At 47.2% G+C, this 23,945-nt stretch carries 22 protein-coding genes and 1 pseudogene; 6 read left to right on the plus strand and 17 right to left on the minus strand.

Annotated elements, in window-relative coordinates; translation table 11 throughout:
* Positions 1 to 20: 20 nt before the first annotated feature.
* The 5 genes and pseudogenes from MHH79_RS20300 to MHH79_RS20320 form a co-directional block, all read right to left on the minus strand.
* A complete protein-coding gene (locus MHH79_RS20300; protein ID WP_340034871.1) occupies positions 21 to 1,649 on the minus strand; it encodes a T7SS effector LXG polymorphic toxin in 1,629 nt (542 codons plus the stop codon).
* Between the two features lie 19 nt (positions 1,650 to 1,668).
* Positions 1,669 to 1,938: a YwqI/YxiC family protein gene (locus MHH79_RS20305; protein WP_003218942.1), complete on the minus strand. Its 270-nt coding sequence runs from the start codon at positions 1,936 to 1,938 to the stop codon at positions 1,669 to 1,671.
* Positions 1,939 to 1,949: 11 nt separating this feature from the next.
* On the minus strand, positions 1,950 to 2,315 hold the full coding sequence (locus MHH79_RS20310; RefSeq protein ID WP_003218945.1) for a DUF5082 family protein: 366 nt from the start codon (positions 2,313 to 2,315) through the stop codon (positions 1,950 to 1,952).
* 305 nt (positions 2,316 to 2,620) lie between these two features.
* Positions 2,621 to 4,030, minus strand: coding sequence for an arabinan endo-1,5-alpha-L-arabinosidase AbnB (abnB, locus tag MHH79_RS20315; RefSeq protein ID WP_100506000.1), 1,410 nt, complete (start codon positions 4,028 to 4,030; stop codon positions 2,621 to 2,623).
* A 135-nt stretch (positions 4,031 to 4,165) separates the two neighbouring features.
* Positions 4,166 to 4,329: pseudogene (locus MHH79_RS20320) on the minus strand (hypothetical protein).
* 295 nt (positions 4,330 to 4,624) lie between these two features.
* Here MHH79_RS20320 and hutP point away from each other — a divergent pair.
* The 6 genes from hutP to MHH79_RS20350 all read left to right on the plus strand — a co-directional run bounded on the left by hutP (position 4,625) and on the right by MHH79_RS20350 (position 12,098).
* A complete protein-coding gene (hutP, locus tag MHH79_RS20325; RefSeq protein WP_003243875.1) occupies positions 4,625 to 5,071 on the plus strand; it encodes a hut operon transcriptional regulator HutP in 447 nt (148 codons plus the stop codon).
* A 112-nt stretch (positions 5,072 to 5,183) separates the two neighbouring features.
* On the plus strand, positions 5,184 to 6,710 hold the full coding sequence (gene hutH / locus MHH79_RS20330; protein WP_063335852.1) for a histidine ammonia-lyase: 1,527 nt from the start codon (positions 5,184 to 5,186) through the stop codon (positions 6,708 to 6,710).
* Positions 6,707 to 8,365 (plus strand): urocanate hydratase, encoded by a 1,659-nt coding sequence (gene hutU, locus MHH79_RS20335; protein WP_100506001.1) that lies wholly within the window; start codon positions 6,707 to 6,709, stop codon positions 8,363 to 8,365. Before hutH ends, hutU begins: the two co-directional genes overlap by 4 nt.
* A gap of 12 nt (positions 8,366 to 8,377) precedes the next feature.
* A complete protein-coding gene (gene hutI, locus MHH79_RS20340) occupies positions 8,378 to 9,643 on the plus strand; it encodes an imidazolonepropionase (RefSeq protein WP_100506002.1) in 1,266 nt (421 codons plus the stop codon).
* Complete coding sequence (gene hutG / locus MHH79_RS20345) at positions 9,636 to 10,595, plus strand: formimidoylglutamase (protein ID WP_015483920.1); 960 nt, start codon at positions 9,636 to 9,638, stop codon at positions 10,593 to 10,595. The genes hutI and hutG overlap by 8 nt, the downstream gene beginning before the upstream one ends.
* A 75-nt stretch (positions 10,596 to 10,670) precedes the next feature.
* On the plus strand, positions 10,671 to 12,098 hold the full coding sequence (locus MHH79_RS20350; protein ID WP_015385089.1) for an amino acid permease: 1,428 nt from the start codon (positions 10,671 to 10,673) through the stop codon (positions 12,096 to 12,098).
* 43 nt (positions 12,099 to 12,141) lie between these two features.
* Here MHH79_RS20350 and MHH79_RS20355 read toward each other — a convergent pair whose 3' ends face one another.
* From MHH79_RS20355 to snaB, 12 genes are all read right to left on the minus strand, one after another.
* The gene (locus tag MHH79_RS20355) at positions 12,142 to 13,443 is read right to left on the minus strand and encodes a pyrimidine-nucleoside phosphorylase (RefSeq protein WP_047183441.1); all 1,302 of its coding nucleotides are present in this window, start codon (positions 13,441 to 13,443) and stop codon (positions 12,142 to 12,144) included.
* A 29-nt stretch (positions 13,444 to 13,472) separates the two neighbouring features.
* Positions 13,473 to 14,654, minus strand: coding sequence for a nucleoside permease NupC (gene nupC, locus MHH79_RS20360; RefSeq protein ID WP_003227130.1), 1,182 nt, complete (start codon positions 14,652 to 14,654; stop codon positions 13,473 to 13,475).
* A gap of 80 nt (positions 14,655 to 14,734) precedes the next feature.
* A complete protein-coding gene (gene deoC / locus MHH79_RS20365) occupies positions 14,735 to 15,406 on the minus strand; it encodes a deoxyribose-phosphate aldolase (RefSeq protein WP_015385091.1) in 672 nt (223 codons plus the stop codon).
* A 105-nt stretch (positions 15,407 to 15,511) separates the two neighbouring features.
* The gene (gene deoR, locus MHH79_RS20370) at positions 15,512 to 16,453 is read right to left on the minus strand and encodes a DNA-binding transcriptional repressor DeoR (protein WP_015385092.1); all 942 of its coding nucleotides are present in this window, start codon (positions 16,451 to 16,453) and stop codon (positions 15,512 to 15,514) included.
* A gap of 133 nt (positions 16,454 to 16,586) precedes the next feature.
* Positions 16,587 to 17,414, minus strand: coding sequence for a DUF1206 domain-containing protein (locus MHH79_RS20375; protein WP_015385093.1), 828 nt, complete (start codon positions 17,412 to 17,414; stop codon positions 16,587 to 16,589).
* 72 nt (positions 17,415 to 17,486) lie between these two features.
* The gene (gene eutH, locus MHH79_RS20380) at positions 17,487 to 18,599 is read right to left on the minus strand and encodes an ethanolamine utilization protein EutH (RefSeq protein WP_063335855.1); all 1,113 of its coding nucleotides are present in this window, start codon (positions 18,597 to 18,599) and stop codon (positions 17,487 to 17,489) included.
* A gap of 69 nt (positions 18,600 to 18,668) precedes the next feature.
* The gene (locus MHH79_RS20385; protein WP_063335856.1) at positions 18,669 to 20,006 is read right to left on the minus strand and encodes an MmgE/PrpD family protein; all 1,338 of its coding nucleotides are present in this window, start codon (positions 20,004 to 20,006) and stop codon (positions 18,669 to 18,671) included.
* On the minus strand, positions 20,003 to 21,145 hold the full coding sequence (gene sndB / locus MHH79_RS20390; protein WP_063335857.1) for an N-acetyl-sulfur-metabolite deacetylase SndB: 1,143 nt from the start codon (positions 21,143 to 21,145) through the stop codon (positions 20,003 to 20,005). The genes MHH79_RS20385 and sndB overlap by 4 nt, the downstream gene beginning before the upstream one ends.
* 16 nt (positions 21,146 to 21,161) lie before the next feature.
* Positions 21,162 to 21,911 (minus strand): amino acid ABC transporter ATP-binding protein, encoded by a 750-nt coding sequence (locus tag MHH79_RS20395; RefSeq protein WP_063335858.1) that lies wholly within the window; start codon positions 21,909 to 21,911, stop codon positions 21,162 to 21,164.
* A 12-nt stretch (positions 21,912 to 21,923) separates the two neighbouring features.
* Positions 21,924 to 22,598 carry an amino acid ABC transporter permease gene (locus tag MHH79_RS20400; protein ID WP_063335859.1) on the minus strand — a complete coding sequence of 225 codons (675 nt, stop codon included), beginning with the start codon at positions 22,596 to 22,598 and terminating at the stop codon, positions 21,924 to 21,926.
* Between the two features lie 22 nt (positions 22,599 to 22,620).
* Positions 22,621 to 23,415 (minus strand): amino acid ABC transporter substrate-binding protein, encoded by a 795-nt coding sequence (locus tag MHH79_RS20405; RefSeq protein WP_100506004.1) that lies wholly within the window; start codon positions 23,413 to 23,415, stop codon positions 22,621 to 22,623.
* A gap of 24 nt (positions 23,416 to 23,439) precedes the next feature.
* Positions 23,440 to 23,937: a sulfur-containing aminoacid acetyltransferase SnaB gene (gene snaB, locus MHH79_RS20410; RefSeq protein WP_014478464.1), complete on the minus strand. Its 498-nt coding sequence runs from the start codon at positions 23,935 to 23,937 to the stop codon at positions 23,440 to 23,442.
* Positions 23,938 to 23,945: the final 8 nt, after the last annotated feature.

A 23,945-nucleotide genomic window follows, 5' to 3' on the forward strand; every position in this document is an offset into this window, starting at 1 on the left:
TGTATTCATCCTTTTATTAATTATTTCGGTATAACTGTGATAACATCGCCTGCTTCATTTATTATTACTTTGACATCCTGTGTTTCATGAACAAACGTTCCGCTTCTATTACCAGGTATCTTTTTCGTATTCATTATAGCGTCTTCAATAACTGAAGGTGAAATATTTCTTGGGTCAACATATTTTTTGATAAAATCACTAAATTCTTTTGTTTGTGGTTTATATCCTAATTCTTCAGCTTTTTTAATTGCTCTACTTGTTAAAGTAGCTTTTACTTCAGGAATATCAGGTGCCATTCTTTCCAAAGCATGCTGAGAATACTTTCTTCCATTTATTTGCCCTCCGCCTTTTGACATGTTCCAACCAATTTCACCCGTACCCTTAGAAGCAACTTTATTAACTTCACCCTTAATTTCCTTCTCCGTAACTTGTTTAGCCACATCTGTGACAACACGCTTCCCGCCTCGGACCGCCAATTTTTTAACAGCACCCTGAGGGCTTACCCACTCAATAAATTCATACTGCGTTCCAGCCAAAAATGAATCCAGTGACTTAGCTCCGCCTACTTTATCCTCTGGTATGTAAGACACTTCCTCTAGCCGCTTTTTCCCTCCAGCATAGAATTCTCTTACGATCTGGCCGTTTTCATAAACATAATATTTGCCGCCAACATAGTCGATGCTTGCAGTATTGCGAGTTAGTTCGTCAATCACTTCTATCGTATCTATCTTTTTTAATCTTTTATTATTATATAGTTTATCATTTATCACCCGTATGTCTCCATAGACTTTCGGGTGAGCTGCTGCTTCTTTCTGTAATACAGTTACGTTACTGTCATCAGCATGAATCTCACGCTCGATCTTCTGTTGTTTGCCATCCTTCATCACGATATCAACGTTGGACTGCTTATGTTTCTCTATTTTCTTCAGCATCATCTCCATCGGTGAATCATCCGGCTGCTTCATTTGAGAGTTAATGCCGCCGAAGGTTTGGTTGATGTTTTCTTCTTCCTGTGATTTCAAAATAGAGCCGGTTTTGTAGCCTGTGATTTCAATTTTCGGCCCTGTGTACATCGTTCCGAGCTGGTCAATGTATTTTTTCATCGTTTGAAAATCTGATTTTGCGGCTTCTAGTGCTTGGGTTTGCTGGCCGTCAAATTGAAAGAGCTTATGCAGGGTGTCTGAAATCAGTCGCTCAGCCTGTTCTGTTTCCATTCGGAAAAAGGTATCATTGACTGTCGGCAGGCTGACGATGTGGCCGATGGCTGATGTCTGGCGATTGACTGCGTCTGTGAGCTGCTCTGTCACTTCTCGTGCATGCTTGACCCCATGTCTCGCATCGTGTGAGAGAAAGGCCTCTGCGATCATGCCATGGTAGTCAGATTCTACAGAGGAAATCGCATGCTGTGTTTGTTTCAGCACTTTTTTGTATTCGTCGATAAACATGCCAAAGAAAAGGAGAAAAGGCATGTGGCACTCCTCGTAAAAGGTCCGGATGGCATCTCCGCCTTTTCCTTTCAGCGCATCCTTCATGCCTGCCAGATGCTCAACGCTTTTTTCCAGCTTCTCCAGCTGTTGTTTTTGCTTGTCCAGTTTCTCAATCGTATGCTGAATGCCCTCGTGAAGAGCGTGGACATCTAATGTTTTCAATCCCTTGTCCTCCCGCGCTTTATTTCATGGAAGATGATATGTTTTCGTCCGTTTCCTTCATGGCGTTTACCGCGCTTTCCGTTTGTGCGATATGCTTGGCCAGAACAGACGCATATGCTTCAGTGAGCTCTTTGATGTCCTTATTTAATTGCTCGATGGACTTCACAACATTCAAATGGTTTCTGCCTGAGAGATGGCCGGGTAAGGAGGACTTGAGTTCAGCTGAATTCTTGAGCTGAGAAAGCCCTTGCTTCACTGTGCCATACACCATTTTAATTTCCTGTGCCATTTGTGCTCACCTCACTTTTTATGTTTTTCCTTCTCTATTTCATGCTCTATCCTCGTAATTTGGCGTCTTATGGAATAGACATCGCCCTCTAATGAGTGGATTTTTCCTTCTATGCTTTCGATGATTCCGCTGACTTGATCGCTTTTGATTTGCTGATATGCTTTGTTCATTCCTTCACGAATATCTTCAAACCGCTGAGCATGTGTTCCTCTCCATGCCTCCCGGTTAAGATGAGGCCGGTGAATGAGATGCTGGGCCTCGGAGAATTCGTGTTTGATTTGCCTGATTTCGTGCAGCACTCGTTTTAACTGATGAATCTGTTCCTGCTTTTCATGTAAGTCGGCTTTTACCGAATGTAACAACATTTCACTATGCATGCCGCAACACCTCGTGTTTCTATCAAACTGTGTCAATTCTTTACAATACAGACTATTTTCATATTACATGATGGGTCATATTGGATAAATAGGTAAAAAGGTTTGTCTTGAGAGGTGTTTCACTGGTTCTAAATTGCTAAAAATTCGATCTCATCACCTTATAAGAGGAGAAAACAATCATAGGCGGGACTTTTTGTTTAAGTCTTTAATCTCTCTTTCATTTCCATTTTTTCTCCCACTTAACTGTTTCTTATAGTCAATAAAGCTCATAAAAAAACGCCTTCCTACGAAGGCGCTTCTCCATCTTATTTAGATCCCCATACAGCCTCACCGTTGCCATTCAACACACTAAACGTCATGACGTTCTTCTCTCTCACCGAATCCCACTGGCGTAAAAATACCCCGTTATACTTCTTGCCCGCTAACGTGATGTCGGCTGTATTTTTTCCGGTTTTCTTCCATGTTCCGGTCATTTCCCCGGAAATGGTGTGGTTTTTGTTGAGCTGGATGTTGATGGTTTGTTTGATGTCGGCTGAGATATCTTTTCCATGCTGGATGACTTTGTATGTTCCTGTAATGTCATTTTGTTTTACTTCTTTCAGTGTTTCGCCTGCGTAACGATATGGCGCTGCTACCGGCCAGCCGTCTTTGTTCATGAACAATTGGTGGACTCTGACTTCGTGTTCTTCACCCCTGCCCGGGAAGCGGGTGTGGAAGATTAAATAGGAGCGTCCGGTTTTTTCGTCATAGTATGCGGAGTTGTGGCCTGGTGAGACGTACCCGGTGCCTTTTTCATTTTCTGTTTCAAAAGTGTAGCTGCCCATGAGTTTGACGCCGTATGGTTCGATGGAACGGTCGTCGAAGAATGTGCCTTCTTTGCCGCGGACGTCGAGCATTGGATTGCCTTCTGCATCATAGTAAGGGCCGTCTGGTTTCTTGGAGCGGGCCACACGGATGTTATAGCCGCCTGTTGCATCAAGACCGCCATATGATAGGTATAAGTAGTAGTATTTGGTGTCTGGATTGTAGAGAACATACGGGCCTTCGATTCTGCTATGGTTGCCGCCAAGCAGTTTTTTCCCGTATCCCTGTCCAGGAAGCGGGAAGCCCGTTTTCGGGTTCATTTCAAGTATGAAAATGCCGCCTGAGTATGATCCGTACACCATCCACAGCTTGCCGTCTTTATCAAAGAAGGTATGCGGGTCGACGACATTCGGGTGTTTGGTTGCGTCATACGGTGTTCCATCCTTGCTTGTGCCTTCCATTCCTGATTTCAAAAAGATGCCTTTGTTTTTGTATGGGCCTTCGATGTTGTCAGCAACGGCAACACCCATGGCGGATCTTGGCGAGTCGCCGCGGCAGGCGTTGTAGTACATGTAGTATTTGCCGTCCGCCAGCTGCGTGACGTCAGCAGCCCAAAGGGTATTGGATTGCGCCCATTCGAAGGTATCTTTTAATTCTTCATAGACATTTGGAATAAGTGGGTTGTCGTTGCTGACTCTGGTGGTCAGCTGCTGCCATTGCATGAGGTCATTCGATTTCGCTGAAGCGAGATGAGATCCAAAAACATAAAAGGTGCCATTTGTTTCAATGATGGAAGGGTCATGGACGCTGACTTCTTTAAATACGGGTTTTTGTGCATTGGCGGAGTTTGGCAGGGTGAAGGCCATGATAAGAGCTGCAAGAAAACATACACGGAACAATCGGTTGAACATCTAAACAATTCGCCTCTCTTTTTTATTAAATTTTAAACACTTACATTTCTCTATGAAGATACCCCGGCCTATTAAAACAGCCGAATGTTTTCATATTCAAACAGATAGGTGATTTCTCACTGTTCTCTTACATAGTCAGACTGATGTCTGTCTGTTTTGCGCAGAACTGCAGCTTGCATATCCTCTCCTTCATAGTTCAACTCTTTTGCTGTTTCTCCTTCTTGCATCACTTCTGTTTTTCATTCGCGTACATGTAATAACTGCTTTGTCAGGTTTTGCATCGACTGTGATACAGCCATTTCGTTGTCGGCGTTTTTTAAGATGATGCCTGATTTTCGGCTGGCTCTTTAGAAAATGCCTTGCGAAAAATACGACTTAGTAAACACATATTGAGAGTTAGACAGCGGCGCTTGCCTCCTGTCTGGATATCGTGTGCAATCGCTGAAAAACCCATCCTGCTTTCTGCGTCGCGCTATTACAATAGCAATCTAACTTGTTAAAGACTGTAAAAAATCTTTTGACTTCTGCTGCTGAACCAATTAATATAATACTCAGTTAATAGTTATCAGAATTTTTAGGAATTGAGTGATTCATATGACACTGCATAAAGAGCGTCGGATCGGACGGCTGTCTGTTCTCCTGCTGCTGAATGAGGCGGAAGAGAGTACGCAGGTTGAGGAGCTGGAGCGAGACGGATGGAAGGTCTGTCTTGGCAAGGTAGGATCAATGGACGCGCATAAAGTAGTAGCCGCAATTGAAACCGCTTCCAAAAAGAGCGGTGTCATTCAATCTGAGGGTTATCGGGAGTCACATGCGCTTTATCATGCAACGATGGAGGCTTTGCATGGCGTGACCAGAGGTGAAATGCTGCTGGGATCGCTGCTTCGGACGGTGGGCTTGAGGTTTGCCGTTTTGAGGGGAAATCCTTATGAAAGTGAAGCGGAAGGCGATTGGATTGCTGTCTCGCTTTACGGAACAATCGGGGCGCCGATTAAAGGTCTTGAGCACGAGACATTCGGTGTTGGAATTAATCACATATGAAACAGCCCATAGATCTTAGACGATAGGGGGCTATGCGTGAAAACGAATGTTCACAGCATAGCTCCTTTTTGTATGGGCGCTTTACCAAAGTAAAGAAAAAGGAGTTGGGCTTATGGTGACTTTAGACGGTTCTTCATTGACAACAGCCGACGTCGCTCGTGTACTGTTTGATTTTGAGGAGGCAGCGGCTTCTGAGGAAAGTATGGAGCGCGTGAAAAAAAGCAGAGCGGCAGTGGAACGGATTGTACGCGACGAAAAGACAATCTACGGCATCAACACCGGATTTGGCAAATTCAGCGATGTCCTGATTCAGAAAGAAGACTCGGCGGCGCTGCAGCTGAATTTAATCCTTTCTCATGCCTGCGGAGTCGGCGATCCTTTTCCCGAGTGTGTTTCCAGGGCAATGCTGCTTTTGCGCGCCAATGCGCTGTTAAAAGGCTTTTCCGGTGTCCGCGCTGAGCTGATCGAACAGTTGCTTGCTTTTTTAAATAAACGCGTCCATCCTGTCATCCCTCAGCAAGGATCACTTGGCGCAAGCGGAGATCTGGCGCCGCTTTCCCACCTGGCACTTGCGCTGATCGGACAAGGAGAAGTCTTTTTTGAGGGGGAAAGAATGCCGGCAATGACAGGCTTAAAAAAAGCAGGTATTCAACCGGTAACGTTGACATCCAAGGAAGGGCTTGCCTTGATTAACGGGACTCAGGCCATGACTGCAATGGGAGTGGTCTCATACATTGAAGCTGAAAAACTAGCCTATCAAACTGAGCGCATTGCCAGCTTAACGATTGAAGGGCTGCGGGGAATTATAGATGCGTTTGATGAGGATATTCACTTAGCCCGCGGCTATCAGGAGCAGATCGATGTCGCAGAACGAATTCGCTTCTATCTATCTGACAGCGGCCTGACAACCTCTCAGGGAGAACTGCGGGTCCAGGATGCCTATTCATTGCGCTGTATTCCGCAAGTACACGGTGCGACTTGGCAGACGTTAGGCTATGTCAAAGAAAAATTAGAGATTGAAATGAATGCCGCTACGGACAATCCTCTTATTTTCAATGACGGTGACAAAGTGATTTCTGGCGGAAACTTTCACGGACAGCCGATCGCCTTTGCCATGGATTTTCTGAAAATCGCAATATCAGAGCTTGCGAATATCGCAGAGCGCAGGATCGAACGACTTGTGAATCCGCAGCTGAATGACCTGCCGCCGTTCCTAAGCCCTCATCCCGGTCTGCAATCCGGTGCGATGATCATGCAGTACGCCGCGGCCTCACTCGTTTCTGAAAATAAAACACTGGCCCATCCTGCAAGTGTAGATTCCATTCCGTCATCCGCCAATCAAGAGGACCATGTCAGCATGGGAACCATCGCCGCTCGGCATGCTTATCAGGTGATCGCAAATACAAGGAGAGTCATTGCGATCGAAGCCATTTGTGCATTGCAGGCGGTTGAATACAGAGGCATAGAACATGCAGCGTCCTATACGAAACAGCTTTTTCAGGAAATGAGAAAAGTCGTGCCGTCCATTCAGCAGGACCGTGTTTTTTCCTATGACATTGAACGCTTGACTGACTGGCTGAAGAAAGAATCTTTAATACCTGATCATCAGAATAAAGAACTAAGGGGGATGAACATATGACTGATGTAAAAAAATCAATCCGTGCCAACAGAGGAACAGAGCTTGAATGCTTAGGATGGGAGCAAGAGGCAGTGCTTCGGATGCTTCGAAACAACCTTGATCCAGAAGTCGCTGAGAAACCGGAGGACCTCATCGTATATGGCGGGATTGGCAAAGCCGCACGGGATTGGGACGCATTTCACGCCATTGAGCATTCCTTGAAAACATTAAAAAATGATGAAACCTTGCTCGTGCAATCCGGGAAGCCCGTTGGCATGTTCCGTACACACCCGCAGGCCCCGCGCGTGCTCCTAGCAAATTCTGTTCTTGTTCCGAAGTGGGCAGACTGGGAGCATTTTCACGAACTTGAGAAAAAAGGGTTAATGATGTACGGACAGATGACGGCTGGCAGCTGGATTTACATTGGCTCACAAGGCATATTGCAAGGAACCTATGAAACCTTCGCTGAGCTCGCGCGACAGCACTTCGGAGGCAGCTTAAAAGGAACGTTGACGCTGACAGCGGGTCTAGGCGGAATGGGAGGCGCCCAGCCGCTGTCTGTCACGATGAATGAAGGCGTCGTCATTGCTGTCGAGGTTGACGAAAAACGCATCGACAAGCGGATCGAAACAAAATACTGCGATCGAAAAACAGCATCGATTGAGGAAGCCTTAGCTTGGGCTGAAGAGGCAAAGCTGGCAGGAAAACCTTTGTCCATTGCACTTCTCGGAAACGCAGCTGAGGTGCATCACACACTTTTGAACCGAGGCGTCAAAATTGATATTGTGACAGATCAGACATCTGCCCATGACCCTTTAATCGGTTATGTTCCTGAGGGCTATTCACTTGATGAAGCTGACCGTTTGCGTCAAGACAATCCAGAGCTTTACGTGCGCCTTGCGAAGCAAAGCATGAAAAAACATGTCGAAGCCATGCTGGCCTTTCAGCAAAAGGGCTCTATTGTATTTGACTACGGCAACAATATCCGGCAAGTCGCAAAGGATGAAGGGCTGGAGAATGCCTTCGATTTTCCGGGGTTTGTCCCTGCCTACATCCGCACCTTATTCTGTGAAGGAAAAGGGCCGTTCCGCTGGGCGGCGCTTTCCGGAGATCCGGCAGATATTTACCGTACGGATGCGTTATTAAAAGAGCTGTTCCCAACAAATAAAGCCCTTCACCGCTGGATTGATATGGCACAGGAAAAAGTCACCTTCCAAGGCTTGCCGTCCCGTATCTGCTGGCTTGGATATGGAGAACGAAAAAAGATGGGCCTCGCCATTAACGAGCTGGTTAGAACCGGGGAGCTAAAAGCGCCTGTCGTTATTGGGAGAGATCATTTGGACTGCGGGTCTGTCGCCTCTCCAAACCGGGAGACAGAAGCGATGAAGGACGGAAGTGACGCTGTCGGTGATTGGGCTGTGCTAAATGCGCTTGTCAACACGGCGGCGGGTGCAAGCTGGGTTTCCTTCCACCATGGCGGCGGCGTCGGAATGGGCTATTCCCTGCATGCCGGCATGGTTGCAGTGGCCGATGGAAGTGAGCTGGCTGACGAGCGGCTCGCGCGGGTCTTAACGAGCGACCCAGGAATGGGCATTATCCGTCATGCGGATGCGGGTTATGAACGTGCCGTTGAAGTAGCGAAGGAACAGGACATTATCGTGCCGATGCAAAAATAAAGGAGTGATGACATGCCAAAGCAAATTGATACGATTCTCATCAACATCGGTCAGCTTTTGACGATGGAAAGCAGCGGTCCGCGGGCAGGCAAAAGCATGCAGGATCTTCATGTGATCGAAGACGCTGTTGTCGGCATCCATGAACAGAAAATTGTGTTCGCCGGACAAAAAGGGGCTGAAGCCGGTTACGAGGCAGACGAAATCATTGACTGTTCGGGACGCCTTGTAACGCCTGGCCTCGTTGATCCGCACACCCATCTTGTATTTGGCGGATCTCGTGAAAAGGAGATGAACCTTAAGCTTCAGGGCATTTCATATTTGGATATTCTGGCGCAGGGCGGCGGGATTCTGTCTACAGTCAAGGATACCAGGGCGGCTTCAGAAGAAGAGCTGCTGCAAAAAGCCCATTTTCATCTGCAAAGAATGCTGTCCTACGGCACAACCACAGCAGAAGTGAAAAGCGGCTACGGCTTGGAAAAAGAGACAGAGCTCAAACAGTTGCGTGTCGCAAAGAAACTGCATGAAAGCCAGCCTGTTGACCTTGTTTCCACATTTATGGGAGCCCATGCGATTCCTCCCGAATATCAAAACGATCCAGATGAATTTCTGGATCAAATGCTTTCCCTTTTGCCGGAAATCAAAGAGCAGGAGCTCGCCAGCTTTGCTGATATTTTTACAGAAACAGGCGTTTTTACAGTCAGCCAATCCCGCCGTTATTTACAAAAAGCAGCTGAGGCAGGCTTCGGATTAAAAATACACGCAGATGAAATCGATCCGCTTGGAGGTGCTGAATTAGCAGGTGAGCTAAAGGCCGTCTCAGCCGACCATTTGGTAGGTGCATCGGACGAAGGCATAAAGAAATTGGCTGAGGCAGGAACGATCGCCGTCCTCTTGCCGGGCACGACATTTTATCTTGGCAAAAGCACATACGCCAAGGCTAGAGCTATGATTGATGAAGGTGTATGTGTCAGCTTGGCAACGGATTTTAATCCTGGCAGCTCGCCGACTGAAAATATCCAGCTGATTATGTCCATTGCCGCGCTTCATCTGAAAATGACTGCAGAAGAAATATGGCATGCGGTCACAGTCAATGCCGCATACGCCATAGGGAAAGGAGAGGAAGCCGGTCAGCTCAAAGTCGGCCGCTCAGCTGATCTAGTCATTTGGCAAGCCTCGAACTATATGTATATTCCGTATCACTACGGGGTCAATCATGTACATCAAGTCATGAAAAACGGAACAATTGTTGTCAACAGGGAGGGAGCTATTTTTGGATAAGTACCCTTTTCTCAGAGAGGCTGGGTCTTCGTTTAAGGACCGGGATGTCACAAAAATGAGCGACCTGATCGCAACATGGGACGGCCAAGACATTAAGGGACCGGCGTTGATAGGTGTCCCCCTATCAAAATCCTCCATCAGTCATTCAGGCGCTTCCTTTGCACCCGGAACAATACGCCAGGCTCTGAAACATTCATCAGCCTATTCTGCTGAGCTTGGAGAGCATGTCGTATCAGAGCTTCTATATGATCTGGGGGATATCGATATTCATGTCACTGATATCGTAAAGTCACATCATCACATTTTCCAAACCATGCACGCTCTGCTTTCGGACCATCCGGATTGGGTGCCGCTCATACTTGGGGGAGATAACTCTATCAGCTACTCCACAATAAAAGCGATAGCACAAACAAAAGGAACGACAGCGGTGATTCAATTTGATGCCCATCACGATGTTCGCAATACGGAGGACGGGGGGCCGACAAACGGCACCCCCTTCCGCCGCCTTTTGGATGAAGAGATCATTGAAGGTCAACATTTGATCCAGCTGGGTATCAGAGAATTCAGCAACAGCCAGGCCTATGAAGCATATGCAAAAAAACATAACGTGAACATTCACACGATGGACATGATTCGGGAAAAAGGACTCATCTCCACGATAAAAGAGGTTTTGCCAGCCGTTCAAAATAGAACAGATTTCATTTTTATATCTGTTGACATGGATGTCTTAGACCAGTCCCATGCACCCGGGTGTCCAGCGATTGGCCCGGGCGGCCTCTATACAGACGAATTGCTTGAAGCAGTCAAGTACATCGCACAACAGCCCAATGTTGCCGGGATTGAAATTGTTGAAGTCGATCCTACCCTCGATTTTCGAGATATGACAAGCAGAGCTGCAGCTCATGTTCTGTTACACGCATTAAAAGGAATGAAACTCTCCCCATTCAAGTGATCTTCTGGCAGGTTGTTTTTTGGGTATAAGAAACTCATCTGCCTAATGAATGGCAGCTAAAAGGAGGGCGAGACAGTGAATCTTCAGGAGAACAGCAGCCAACAGCTAAAACGCACAATGAAAAGCAGGCACCTATTTATGATTTCTTTGGGAGGCGTCATAGGCACAGGACTTTTCCTCAGTACAGGCTATACGCTACATCAAGCCGGACCCGGCGGTACGATTCTCGCTTATGTAATCGGCGGGTTGATGATGTACCTCGTCATGCAATGTCTCGGCGAATTGTCGGTTGCCATGCCGGTGACCGGCTCTTTTCAAAAATATGCTACAACATTTATCGGTCCATCTACCGGTTTTATGGTCGGCATCATGTACTGGATCAATTGGGTGGTGACGGTAGGCTCTGAGTTTACCGCATCCGGTATTCTCATGCAGCGCTGGTTCCCTGACAGCAGTGTATGGATGTGGAGTGCGATTTTTGCAGCCCTTCTTTTTATATGCAACGCATTTTCAGTTAAGTTATTTGCGGAGACTGAATTTTGGTTTTCAAGCGTAAAGATTGTCACCATTATTTTATTTATCATTTTAGGAGGAGCCGCCATGTTTGGCTTGATCTCTTTAAACGGGACGGCTGATGCTCCTATGCTGTCAAATTTCACAGATCATGGAGGATTGTTTCCAAATGGCTTTCTCGCCGTATTTATCGCCATGATATCTGTGAGCTTTGCCTTTTCCGGAACAGAATTAATCGGAGTCACAGCTGGAGAATCAGCAAATCCTCAAAAGGATATTCCGCGATCCATCCGTAATGTCGCATGGAGAACCGTGATTTTTTTCATTGGCGCTGTCTTCATATTATCCGGGTTAATTTCATGGAAGGACGCAGGCGTGATTGAAAGCCCGTTTGTAGCCGTATTTGCGGAGATCGGAATCCCTTACGCTGCTGATATTATGAATTTCGTGATATTAACAGCCTTGCTGTCTGTCGCCAACTCAGGCTTATATGCTTCGACCCGTATGATGTGGTCGTTAGCAAATGAAAACATGATCAGCTCCCGTTTTAAGAAAGTGACCTCTAAAGGCATTCCTTTAAATGCCTTAATGATCAGTATGGCTGTATCTTGTTTATCTCTCGTTTCCAGTATCGTGGCCCCTGGAACTGTCTATGTGGTGATGGTCGCAATTGCTGGATTTGCAGGAGTCGTGGTCTGGATGAGCATTGCCTTGTCCCAACTCTTGTTTCGAAAGAGATTTCTGAAAAAGGGAGGGGATGTAAAAGATCTGACATTTCGCACGCCGCTTTATCCTCTTATGCCTATAGCCGCTCTCTTATTATGTTCTGCTTCTTGTATCGGTCTTGCTTTTGATCCCAATCAAAGAATCGCACTTTTCTGCGGAGTTCCTTGTATCATCCTTTGCTATCTGATCTACCATTTCAAAAGAAATGTTACAAAAGCGAAAAAAATCAGCCAAGAGGAATATCAGGCTGATCACATCCTGTAATCAAAAAAGCACACCCCACTCAGGATGGGATGTGCTTTATTTTTTATTCTGTAATCAACGTATGAATCAGCTTCGGCGCCTTCGCTTCCGCGGCGATGCGGATGTTGTCATAGACTTTTGCGATGACTTCATCAACGTTTTCGCGGTTGGCGTAAAGCGTCACGAGCGGTTCGCCTTTTTCTACTTTGTCGCCGACCTTTTTGCGGAGCATGATGCCGACGGCTAAATCGATCTCATCTTCTTTTGTGGCGCGACCGGCACCTAACAGCATCGCTGCGACGCCGATTTCATCCGCAACGATTTCAGAGACGACACCCGCTTCTTTGGCAGGCACATCAATTTGATATGCGGCTTGCGGAAGCTTAGACGGATCGTCAACAATCGAGCTGTCGCCGCCTTGGTTTTTCAGGAAATCCTTGAATTTCTCAAGCGCTTTGCCGTTTTTCATGACTTCTTCCAGCTTCGCTCTCGCTTCGTCCAATGTATCGGCTTTTTTCGCAAGCACAACCATCTGGCTGCCGAGCGTTAAGACAAGCTCATGAAGATCCTCAGGTCCCTCGCCTTTGAGTGTGTCGATCGCTTCTTTGACTTCAAGCGCATTTCCGATCGCAAAGCCGAGCGGCTGGGACATGTCTGAAATGACAGCCATTGTTTGACGGCCGACGTTATTTCCGATGCGTACCATCGCTTTGGCAAGTTCAGCTGCGTCTTCTTCTGTTTTCATGAAGGCGCCCGCTCCCGTTTTTACGTCAAGCACGATTGCGTCCGCCCCGGCAGCGATTTTTTTGCTCATAATCGAGCTTGCAATGAGCGGAATGGAATTGACCGTTCCCGTTACATCACGAAGCGCGTACAGTTTTTTATCAGCCGGCGTTAAATTGCCGCTTTGGCCGATGACCGCAACCTTGTCGCGGTTCACAAGTTTAATAAATTCATCCTTCGTCAGTTCCACGTGGAAGCCGTCGATTGCCTCTAACTTATCAATCGTGCCGCCCGTATGGCCGAGGCCGCGGCCGGACATCTTGGCAACCGGCACATCAAGAGCCGCAACTAGCGGGGCGAGAACGAGCGTTGTCGTGTCGCCGACGCCGCCGGTGGAGTGTTTATCCACTTTAATTCCTTCAATGGCAGAAAGATCAATCGTTTCACCGGAGTTCACCATAGCCATCGTCAAGTCCGCGCGTTCACGGTCACTCATATCCTGGAAGAAAATCGCCATAGCAAGCGCGCTTGCCTGATAATCAGGAATGCTTCCGTCTGTATAGCCTTTCACGAAAAATTGAATTTCTTCAGTGGTGAGTTCTTTTCCGTTTTGTTTTTTGATGATGATATCTACCATTCTCATGTTTGGTCACCGATCCTTTTCGATTAAGTTCAGTAAATCAAGCCCACAATTGCTGCTGATAAAAAGCTGACAAGCGTAGCACCGTATAATAATTTCAAGCCGAAACGAGCGACGACATTTCCTTGCTTTTCATTCAGTCCTTTTACGGCACCGGCAATGATTCCGATTGAGGAGAAGTTCGCAAATGACACAAGGAATACCGATACGATCGCTGTTGTACGGCCGCTGAAATGGAAACCGTTTTGCGTAAGCGACGTCATGGCGACAAATTCATTCGATACCATTTTTGTTGCCATAATGCTTCCCGCATTAACAGCTTCATTCCATGGGATACCCACAAGAAAAGCGAATGGAGCAAACACATATCCAAGAATGCCTTGGAACGAAATACCGAATACTGCATTAAAAATGCCATTGATCAAGGCAATAATCGCGACAAATCCAATCAGCATCGCAGCGACGACAACCGCTACTTTGAAACCGTCAAGGATGTATTCTCCGAGCACTTCGAAGAAGGATTGTTTTTCCTCTTCCTCAACACGAAGCATATCCTCTTCTTTTGCAACCTCGTACGGATTGATAATAGAAGCAATTATGAAACCGCCAAATAAGTTCAAGACCAGCGCTGTTACAACATATTCCGGTTTCAGCATTGTCATATACGCGCCGACAATCGACATTGATACAGTTGACATCGCAGATGCGCAAAGCGTGTACAAGCGCTGCTGATTTAAAAGACCGAGTTCTTTCTTCAAGGAGATAAATACTTCTGACTGCCCTAAAATCGCAGAAGCCACTGCGTTATACGATTCCAATCTTCCCATACCGTTTACCTTGCTGAGGGCAAGACCGATATATCTAATAATAAACGGGAGGACTTTCCACTTTTGCAGAATCCCGATCAGAGCGGAAATAAACACGATTGGCAAGAGAACATTCATAAAGAATGTCGTTTGGTCCGCATTCACCAAGCCGCCAAACACAAAGTTAATTCCTTCTGCCGCGTATTCAAGCAGGTAACCGAATCCTTTTGCAAATCCTCCCACGAGGAAATTCCCTATTCCGGTATTGAGGAGAATGTAGCCAAGAATAAATTGCAAAATGAGCATAACAACAATTGGGCGGATCTTAATTCTTTTTTTGCCGCTGCTCGCGATCCACGCGAGGCCTAAAAACACGAGTAAACCGATAATCCCAATCAAATACTTCATATGTGTTTCTCCTTTATTTGTATTCGCTTACAACTACTGTTTCCCCAGAAAACGGAAAGCAGTCTGCCTTCCGTCAGCTCTTAATAGTTGTCTCCGCCTGATGCATTTTCTCCTTTTACGATGGAAACGCCTGCGCTGGCGCCAATTCGGCTGGCTCCGGCCTCAACCATTGTGTCTACATCTTCTTTCGTTCTGACGCCGCCAGATGCTTTCACGCCGATATCAGGTCCTACTGTTTTGCGCATTAAGGCGATATCTTCCTTCGTTGCGCCTCCTGTAGAAAAGCCTGTTGATGTTTTTACGAAATCCGCTCCCGCAGACACCGCTAAACGGCATGCACGTTCTTTTTCTTCATCAGTCAGAAGGCATGTTTCGATAATGACTTTGACAAGCGCTTTTCCGGCTGCAGCTTCTACTACACCGCGGATATCAGCTTCCACCACATCGTCTTCCTTGTCTTTTAAAGCGGCAATATTAATGACCATATCCACTTCAGTGGCGCCTTTTGAAATGGCGTCTTTTGTTTCGAACGCTTTTGTTTCAGTTGTATTGGCACCGAGCGGGAAGCCGATGACCGTACAAACGTCGACTCCAGTTCCCTTAAGCTCTTTTGCAGCAAGCTCCACCCATGTCGGATTGACACATACTGAAGCAAATTTGTATGTTTTCGCTTCTTCAATTAGTTTTAGAATTTCCGCTTTTTGTGTATGCGGTTTCAAAGCTGTATGATCAATTATGTTGGCTAATGACATCCTTCGCACACTTCCTTTTTTGTTAAGATATTTTTTAGCATAACCGACTTTTGAACATATGTAAATTGGTAATTGAAATTTTGTTCAACGAAAGGTTTGAACGTGTCACAAATCATTAACAAGCGCCCTCGCGGTATGCTGGTCAATGATTAAAACGTTGGCATATTTTCCGGTTAATGCTCCGTGAATGGAAGATACTTTTCTGCTTCCGCCGGCAACTAAAATGGAGCGTTCCTTCAGTCTGAGGTCTTCAAGCTCAACACCGATGGTCCGGTCATTGATGGCGCTGCTGCAAATATTCCCTTTCGCATCAAAAAAGCGTGAACAAATATCCCCCACGGCCTGTTTTTTCAGCAGGGCTTTCTCTTCTTCGTTAAAATATCCGAGCCGGAACAACAGCGCTTCGTCACGGACAGTCCCCACCGTGAAGAGAGCGATATTCGCCTGCTTTCCCATCTCGATGATCCGCTCTATATGACGGTCTTTCTCCACCATTCGCTTCACATCCGCATTATCAAACACGACGGGAAGCGGAAGATAGCGCGGCATCGTTTGAAAAGCCTCTGCAAACAGCTGAATCGTTTCAGCCGAATACGTGTTTACCCGGGAATGGCTGATGCCGCCTTTTAGCTGGACGACCTCGACGCCTTTTACCTGCTTCGGCTGCATGTTTTGCGCGATTTGATACATGGTGGTTCCCCAGCTGACGCCGACAATGTCGCCGTCTTTTACCGTTTCATGCATATATTCTGCACCATAGCGGCTTAGGTCATGTGTAATTCCTGCATAATCGGGTGTCGGGGAAAACACAACATGCGCCTCAAGGAGCCCGTATTTCTCTTCAAGTATGGAACCGAGCGCATCCAAATCCTCAAAAGGGTCCATGACGCGAATCTGAACATACCCTTTTTCCTTTGCATATTGCAGCAGCCGGGAAACGGTTGGCCTTGAAATCTTGAGCTGCTCAGCAATTTGCTGCTGACTGTAGTCAGACTGATAGTAAAGCCTTGCCGCTTCTATGCTTAATTGTTGTTTTTCCCGATCCATTCTGCACCTCCCTGTGGATCAGTCCTGATAAAACTGCTTTTGATTTGCTTTTATTATACAGGCTGGCGCCGGCTTTCATCCACCTGATTTCTAAGAAACTGAAAAACGCTCTGGGCGCGGACCTGCCCAGAGCTTACTTCTCCCAGGTCATATGCTGATAAATGCCTTTCATAATGGCGTACATTCCATATAGGATCAGGCCTAATGCCAATATAGACAGAATCAATTTGCCATGCGGCTGCTGCGCGAGTTCGGCGAGCGCGCCGTCAAAGCCTCTTGTGTCGTCGGGATCAGCGGTCATGGCTGTCTTGATGAGAAAATAGCCGATAGCCGAGAAAATAATGGCCCGGGCGATATTGCCTGCGCGTCCGGTGTTTTTTGTGATGCATATCATTTGTTTGTTCATTTTTGACGTATCAAATTCTTTCATAAAAGCAGCCCGAACACCTTTCATAAATTGAACAATCGCAAATACGATAAAACCCGCACCCGTAAGCCCTGTGAGCCATTGGCCGAACGGCTGCGCCAATACATAAGCGGACCACGTCTGTTCTGAAGTGCCGCCGTCCCCTTGGCCAAACACAAATCGCAAGGCATTCCAAGCGATGGATGTGTAAACGGCGGCACTGAAAAAGTTTCCTATTCTCCGTGACAGGCCTCGCCTGCTGTTTCCGTGCCCCTCCGTGTCCTTGATCGCGCTTAACACCATCCAGATCACATAGCCGATAAGGCCGATGCCTATTAAAAAAAGCAATAGTGACCCATACGGCATGCGTGATAGCGTTTGGAGAGCTCCGCTCGAATCTTTCGCGCGGCCTGCCCCGGCAGCCGTCATAAAGGCCAAAACCCCAAGCAGAATAAAAACACCGCCGAATGCAAAATAACCAAGCCTCCCAAATCGCTTGATCCAAGGCTTGGTTTCCTGTTTTATTTTTGACATGTACCGGTCTTTCACCGCCATGTGTCCAACCCTCTTTCACAGAAGTCTTTACTGTAACATTCCCGATTGGACAAAGTTGAAACAGCTTCTGCCTCAGCTATGGCCGGCTGAGATACGTTTTTGCTGATTAACTGATTGTGCAGGTGTCATCCAAGCAGCCGCTGCGGCAGCTGTGACTCCGCCTGCTAATTTCCCAATGATCATGGCTGCCGCCATTTCTTTTTTCATTCCAGCCACAAAACCAAGATGGCTGCCGAGTACAAAGGCGCCGCTGACCGCAAACGCGACATTGATGACCTTTCCTCTCGGCGTCATATCTTTTAATGAAGCCAGCATTGGAATATGATGCGCCAAAGAGGTCACCAATCCTGCTGTTGCTGTCTCATCTAAATGAAGGTGTTTCCCCAGGGCCTGAAGCGGTTTTTTAAAGGTTTTTGTAATAAAAGCCGTCATCGGGAACGCCCCTGCCAGGGCAATGGCGATGGTCCCTGTCGTTTGTATCCCTGTCTCGACATTCTCCATTCCCGGAATCAGCACAATGCCGGTCATCGTTTCAACGGAGACAGCCGCAAGCCCGATAATCGCAACCACACTGACCGCTTTCCCGAAGAGATGAAACAACTGAATCATATTGTCGGTGTATCGCCATAACCCAAAAGCGATCATAGCAGATAACAGACTCGGGATCAGAAGATTTTTACCTATCATGCCGATGTCAAAGCCTGCGCATAATCCGCCGATTAAGCAACCGATCGGCACTGTGCACAACCCGATTAATATGCCTTTCGCAAAATACGGATGATCCTCTTTTTCGATGATGCCAAGAGCGACGGGAATCGTGAAGACGATTGCAGGTCCCATCATTGTTCCTAAAAACACCCATGAAAACAGCCCGGCCTGCGGATCTTTCGCCATTTCTCCAGCCAGCGCATATCCTCCCATATCAATCGCCAAAATGGTGTTCGCAAAGGAAGAAGGGTCCGCGCCAATCGCTGTGTAAAACGGAGCAACAATGGGAATCAGGATTGCTGCCAGCACAGGCGCCAGCGACACAATTCCGATCATGGACAGCGCCAGCGGCCCCATAGCTTTAAAGCCGTCCGCAAACCGCTCGCCTAGCCCCCATCTGTTTCCCAAACAATAATCCACTGCTCCCCATAGTAAAAAGGCAGCCAAAATGAATACAACCGCGTCATTCACCGTCATGGTTTTCTCCTTTTTCAAACGTATGATTGGTTTTATCATATCATCTGAAATCACCGAATAGAGTTGATCTTATTCAATATGAACTAAAAATTCTTTTATATCGGCTTTTTCAACGGCTGTTATGATGCGCCGCGCTTTTTCTTGCGAGACCGTTAATGTCAATTTTTCTATTATGTCTTCTTCAGACAGCTCATTTCCTGGCGCCCCTTTTGGGCAGTCCACACGCGCTTCGCAAATCCGGCCGTCTGATAAATAGGCCCGGACAATCGTGAAACGGCCTTTTGGAACGGCATGGGGAGCCGGCTGAGTAGCATTGTCATATACGCGCTGAATATGCCCTATTGTCGTTTGAATGCCGTTTGGGATCGGCTGGCTGTTGAAATGTTCAACGGTCAGCTCGTGTCCGTGCAAAGCAAGAGCAATCACATATTCAACGCTGAAACGGCCTTCCTCTCCAGTTTTTGGAGATCTTTCCGTCAATGCAGCATCTCCGCCTGGCGGAAAAATCACTTCAATACGTTCAGTATTGACAGCAGAAATGGCTTCTTCGGAGATAAGCTGTCGTACCGCATCTGCAGCATGGTGTGCCGCGGAACAAAATGGATAGATTTTAAACCATAGACCCGGCTGCACGATTCTCCAGGGTGCCCCCCAATCGTTTAGCAAAGTATGTTGTGCTTTTTCAACGTCACCGTACAGACTGAAGAAACCAGTTTCTCCATCAAATGCCGTGCGGGACCCGCCAAATTCTGATTGGGCCAGCTTAACGGCCAGCAAGCCAGCCTGAGCCGCCAGACCGGCGTGCAGCGGTTTCATTTCTGTTCCAAATTGCACCCTCATCCCAGCAGATTGCGTAGCCGCAAAACCAATCGCTTTTTCCAGCTCTTCCTGAGTCAGCTCCTCAGCATAACCTACGGCGCAGGCAGCAGCGATGGCACCAAGCGTTCCTGTATTATGCCAGCCTTTTTCATAGTGGCGGCTGCCAATTGATTCTCCCAGCCGTGCCATCACTTCAACACCAACAATATAAGCGCCAAGAAGCCGCTCGTCATGTCCGCGAGCGGCAGATGCAATAAGGGCCGGCACGATGACTGCACTGGGGTGTCCTCTTACATCGGAGTGGACATCATCAAAATCCAATGCATGGGCAATAAATCCATTGAGCATCGCGGATTGTAATGGCGCGGCCTTTTTGCCCTGTCCGATAATAGGAACAAGGGGCCGGCCTCCTTCATCCTCTATCAGACGGAGGAGCTTTTGAATTCCTTTATCTTCTCTTCCTGCGAATGAAGCGGCAGTAAAATCAAGTAATCCTTTTTTTGCTTCGCGAATCGCGTCAACTGAATGCTCAGGTTGTGACGTTCTCACAGCCGCTGCAAGACCTGCTGTCAGCCCTTGTTTGCTCATTTGATGGTCTCCAATACAATAACCGCCAGCTCCGCAAAGTATTGAGAGGCAACCGTAAGGGCATCTTCATCCAGTGTAAAGGCCGGATGATGCCACTCCTCCGTCCCGTTCGTTCCCATCCAGACAAAAAATCCCGGAATCTTCTCTTGATACAGAGCGAAGTCTTCTCCGCCCGGAGACTGCTCAGCGTGAACGGTTTGATAACCAAGCCGTGCCGCAGCTTCGGATGCCGCATTCAAAAATGTGCCGTCATTCTGAACGGAAGGCAAATAAGGAAACCACTTGAATTCTGCTTGTGCCCCATAGCCCGCTGCAATTCCTTCAGCCACTCGTCTCATATGCTCCGGAACAGCCTGCCGCGCTTCTTTTTGAAAGGTTCGAACCGTCCCCTCCATTTCAGCTTGGTCTGGAATCACATTCCACGACGTGCCCGCCTGTACTCTTGTGATACTGACGACTGCGTTTTGCAGTGAGCTGATATTGCGGCTGACCACAGATTGCAGCCCGCTGATGATTTGTCCGGCTGCAGCGATTGGATCAATACTGTTATTCGGGATGCCGGCGTGTCCGCCTTTCCCTTTGATGACGATCTCAAACCGGTCAACACTTGCCATAAGCGGACCTTCCTTTACACCAATGGTTCCGACAGGCAGATCCGGCTTATTGTGCATGCCGAAAATCGCGGAAACGCCATCAAGTACGCCAGCTTCTATGACCTTTCTTGCTCCTGCGGCAATTTCTTCGGCTGGCTGAAAGATAAAGCGGACTGTACCTTTCAGCTCGGCCCTTCTTTGATTCAGCAAAATCGCTGTGCCAATAATAGAAGCAGTATGAAAATCGTGTCCACATGCATGCATTGTGCCATCAACCTTAGATGCAAATGGGAGATTCGTCTGTTCTTGGATCGGGAGCGCGTCAATATCCGCTCGTATTGCTATCACGGGGCCGTCTTCCCGTCCTTTGATTTCTGCAATCACGCCAGTCTCCAATTGAGGAACATCAAGTATTTCGATTTGCTCCTCCTCAAGCCAGCGACGGATTTTTTTCGTCGTTTCAACCTCTTGAAATGACAGTTCAGGATGTTCATGAAGATCACGCCGCATATTGATTAAACGGGTATGAAACGCTTTGTCGGCCATTGTTCTTCTCCCCTTCTTATATAAGCTCTGCAGGCTCTCCCACCTGCTTGATAAATCGTTTCGTCCGATCGTTTTTCGGATGGTCAAACAATTCCTCTGGCGTTCCCTGCTCGATAATATGGCCGTCTGCCATAAAAATCACTTTATCAGCAACCTCTTTTGCAAACGCCATTTCGTGTGTAACAATGATCATCGTTGTTTGTTTTTCCGCAATGGACTTGATGACCTGAAGCACCCCTGTGACGAGCTCAGGGTCAAGCGCTGACGTTGGTTCATCCAGCAAAATCGCATGCGGATTAACTGCAAGCGCCCGGGCGATGCCGATTCGCTGCTGCTGGCCGCCGGACATTGTGATCGGATAGCTGTCAGCCTTATGCTCCAGACCGACTTGTTTCAGAATCTCCAATCCAATACGTTTCGCTTCGTCGCGTGGTTTATGTTGAGCCACGATTAAAGCTTCTGTAATGTTTTGCAGAGCCGTTTTATTTTTAAACAGATTGTAGTTTTGAAAGACCATGGCCGTTTGCTGGCGAAGCCGATGTGCTTCCTTGCGTGTAAACTTTTCCGCGTTCAGTTTGGCTTCTCCGATTTCAATAAGGCCTTGATCCGGACGCTCTAATAGATTTAAGCACCGGAGAAGCGTTGATTTTCCGGAACCGGACGGACCGATGATTGCCACCACTTCTCCGCGTTTCACTTCTAGATCGATTCCGTCGAGCACGACGAGATCTTTAAACGCTTTGCGAATATTTTTTACTGTTATCAACTGATTTCACCTCTAAGTCCGGTATGGCTTGCTCATGGCACGTTCAAACAAGTCCTGCAAAATGCTGTAGATAATGGTAAGAACCCAATAGACGATCGCAACTGCCAAGTACGTCTCAAAATATTTGAGGTTTCCTGAAGCGTACATCTTCCCTTGGGCGAACATCTCCATGACCCCTAATGTAAAGGCCAGTGACGTTTCTTTCAAGAGCCCGATAAATGTATTACCCGTTGCCGGAATCGCATTTCGGATCGCTTGCGGCAAAATAATCCGCCTGTATGCCTGAAGTTTTGTCATACCGACAGACAGACACGCCTCCAGCTGCCCGTCATCAACAGAATTGAGGGCGGCCCGGAAGATTTCTGCCAAATATGCTGCATTTTTTAAGCTTAACCCGATGATGGCAGCTGTGAGAGCTGTCATTTTGCTCATCTCTGGAAATAGCTGCGGCAGCCCGTAATAGATTAAGAACAGCTGCACCAGTGTCGGCACGCCTCGGAAAAAGGATATATACAGCTTTGACAGCTGATGAAGCACTGGAATTTTGTTCTTTGTAATGAGTGCGAGAATAAGTCCTCCGATAATGGCAAAAATCATAGCCGCTATGGCCATAAACAACGTGATCGGAAGGGCCTGAATTAAAGTCGGGAACGCTGATATCATGAATTCCCAATCAATCGTGTTCATTCTGGTGATTCACCGCCGTTTCTTAATGCTTCTGTTCTACTGTGATATCTTCATTAAAGTATTTTTCAGAGAGTTTTTTCAGTGTTCCGTCTTTACGCAATTCTTCTAGCGCCTTATTGACTTTTTTGCGGAGCTTGTCGTGCGCATCGTCCTTGGCAAATGGGAATGCAACCTGTTCGTAAACAATCGGATCTCCTGCAAGCTTTAATGGCAAACCGGTCTTCTTGATTTGCGCGATCAATACAGTTCGGCTGTTGACATAAGCGTCTACACGGCCGTACGCAACATCCTTCAACGTACCCTCTTGTGTTTCATACGTTTTGATATTGATTTTTTTATCAGGATCCTTGCTTTCAAGGTTTTTCGCGTGGTTTGAACCAAGAACGGCTGCGACTGTCTTGCCTTTTAAATCGTCTACTGATTTGATGTCAGTATTGTCTTTTTTGACGACAATCTGTGTTCCCGCATAAGCGTATGGTTTCGTAAAGTTATACGTTTCCTTACGTTCGTCTGTCACAGCTACCTGGTTGGAAATGGTATCAAGCTTGCCTGTTTGAAGCTCTCCCATCAGCCCGCTGAATTCAAGAAGCTTCCAGTCCAGTTTCATGTCAATTTTCTTAGCGACCGCTTCCATCACTTCCACGTCAAAGCCTGTCAGCTTTCCGTTTTCTTTATAAGCAAATGGGTAACTTTGTCCTGTCGCACCGACATGAAGCACATTGTCATCCTCTTTACTGCTGCTGTTTCCATTGCCGCAAGCTGAGAGCACCGCTAATAATGCAGCAACGACCAGCACTGTCCATTTTTTCATTTTCATTTGATTTTCCCGCCTCTTCTTTTTTTATAGATCGTGACGCAATTGTTTTTTCATATAGACTGTGATATGCCCTTTTCCAAGGTCTTGTTCACCTGAGCGGACATAACCTTTTCGTTCGTACATCTCAATCAGCCACGGATGCTTATCCGCTGTTCCGAGTGAGACAAACGGAACCTTTAACGTATCACGAAGGATTGTTTCCTCCAGCCATTGAAGCAGCTTTGTTCCGATTCCTTTTTTACCGGTGTCGGGGTCCACAGCAAACCACCAGATATGCGGAACGCCATACGGCCCCGGCTGTTTTCCCCAAGGCATTCTCAAGGTGATGGTCGCGATGATCCGCCCGTCTTCTTCCATGACGTAGCAAGCGTTTTTCCGAATATTTTGCAGCACCAAATCCAAATCCGCATGAGCGGCAGCAAAACGAATGCCGAGCTTTCGAATGGGTTCATAAGCCCGCAATGTCAGCGCGAGAAGCTGTTCGGCATCACGTTCAACTGCAAGGCGATATTGTGGCTTCATCTAGCGTT

The organism is Bacillus sp. FSL K6-0993, from assembly GCF_037977205.1.
GTDB classification, from domain to species: Bacteria; Bacillota; Bacilli; order Bacillales; family Bacillaceae; genus Bacillus; species Bacillus subtilis.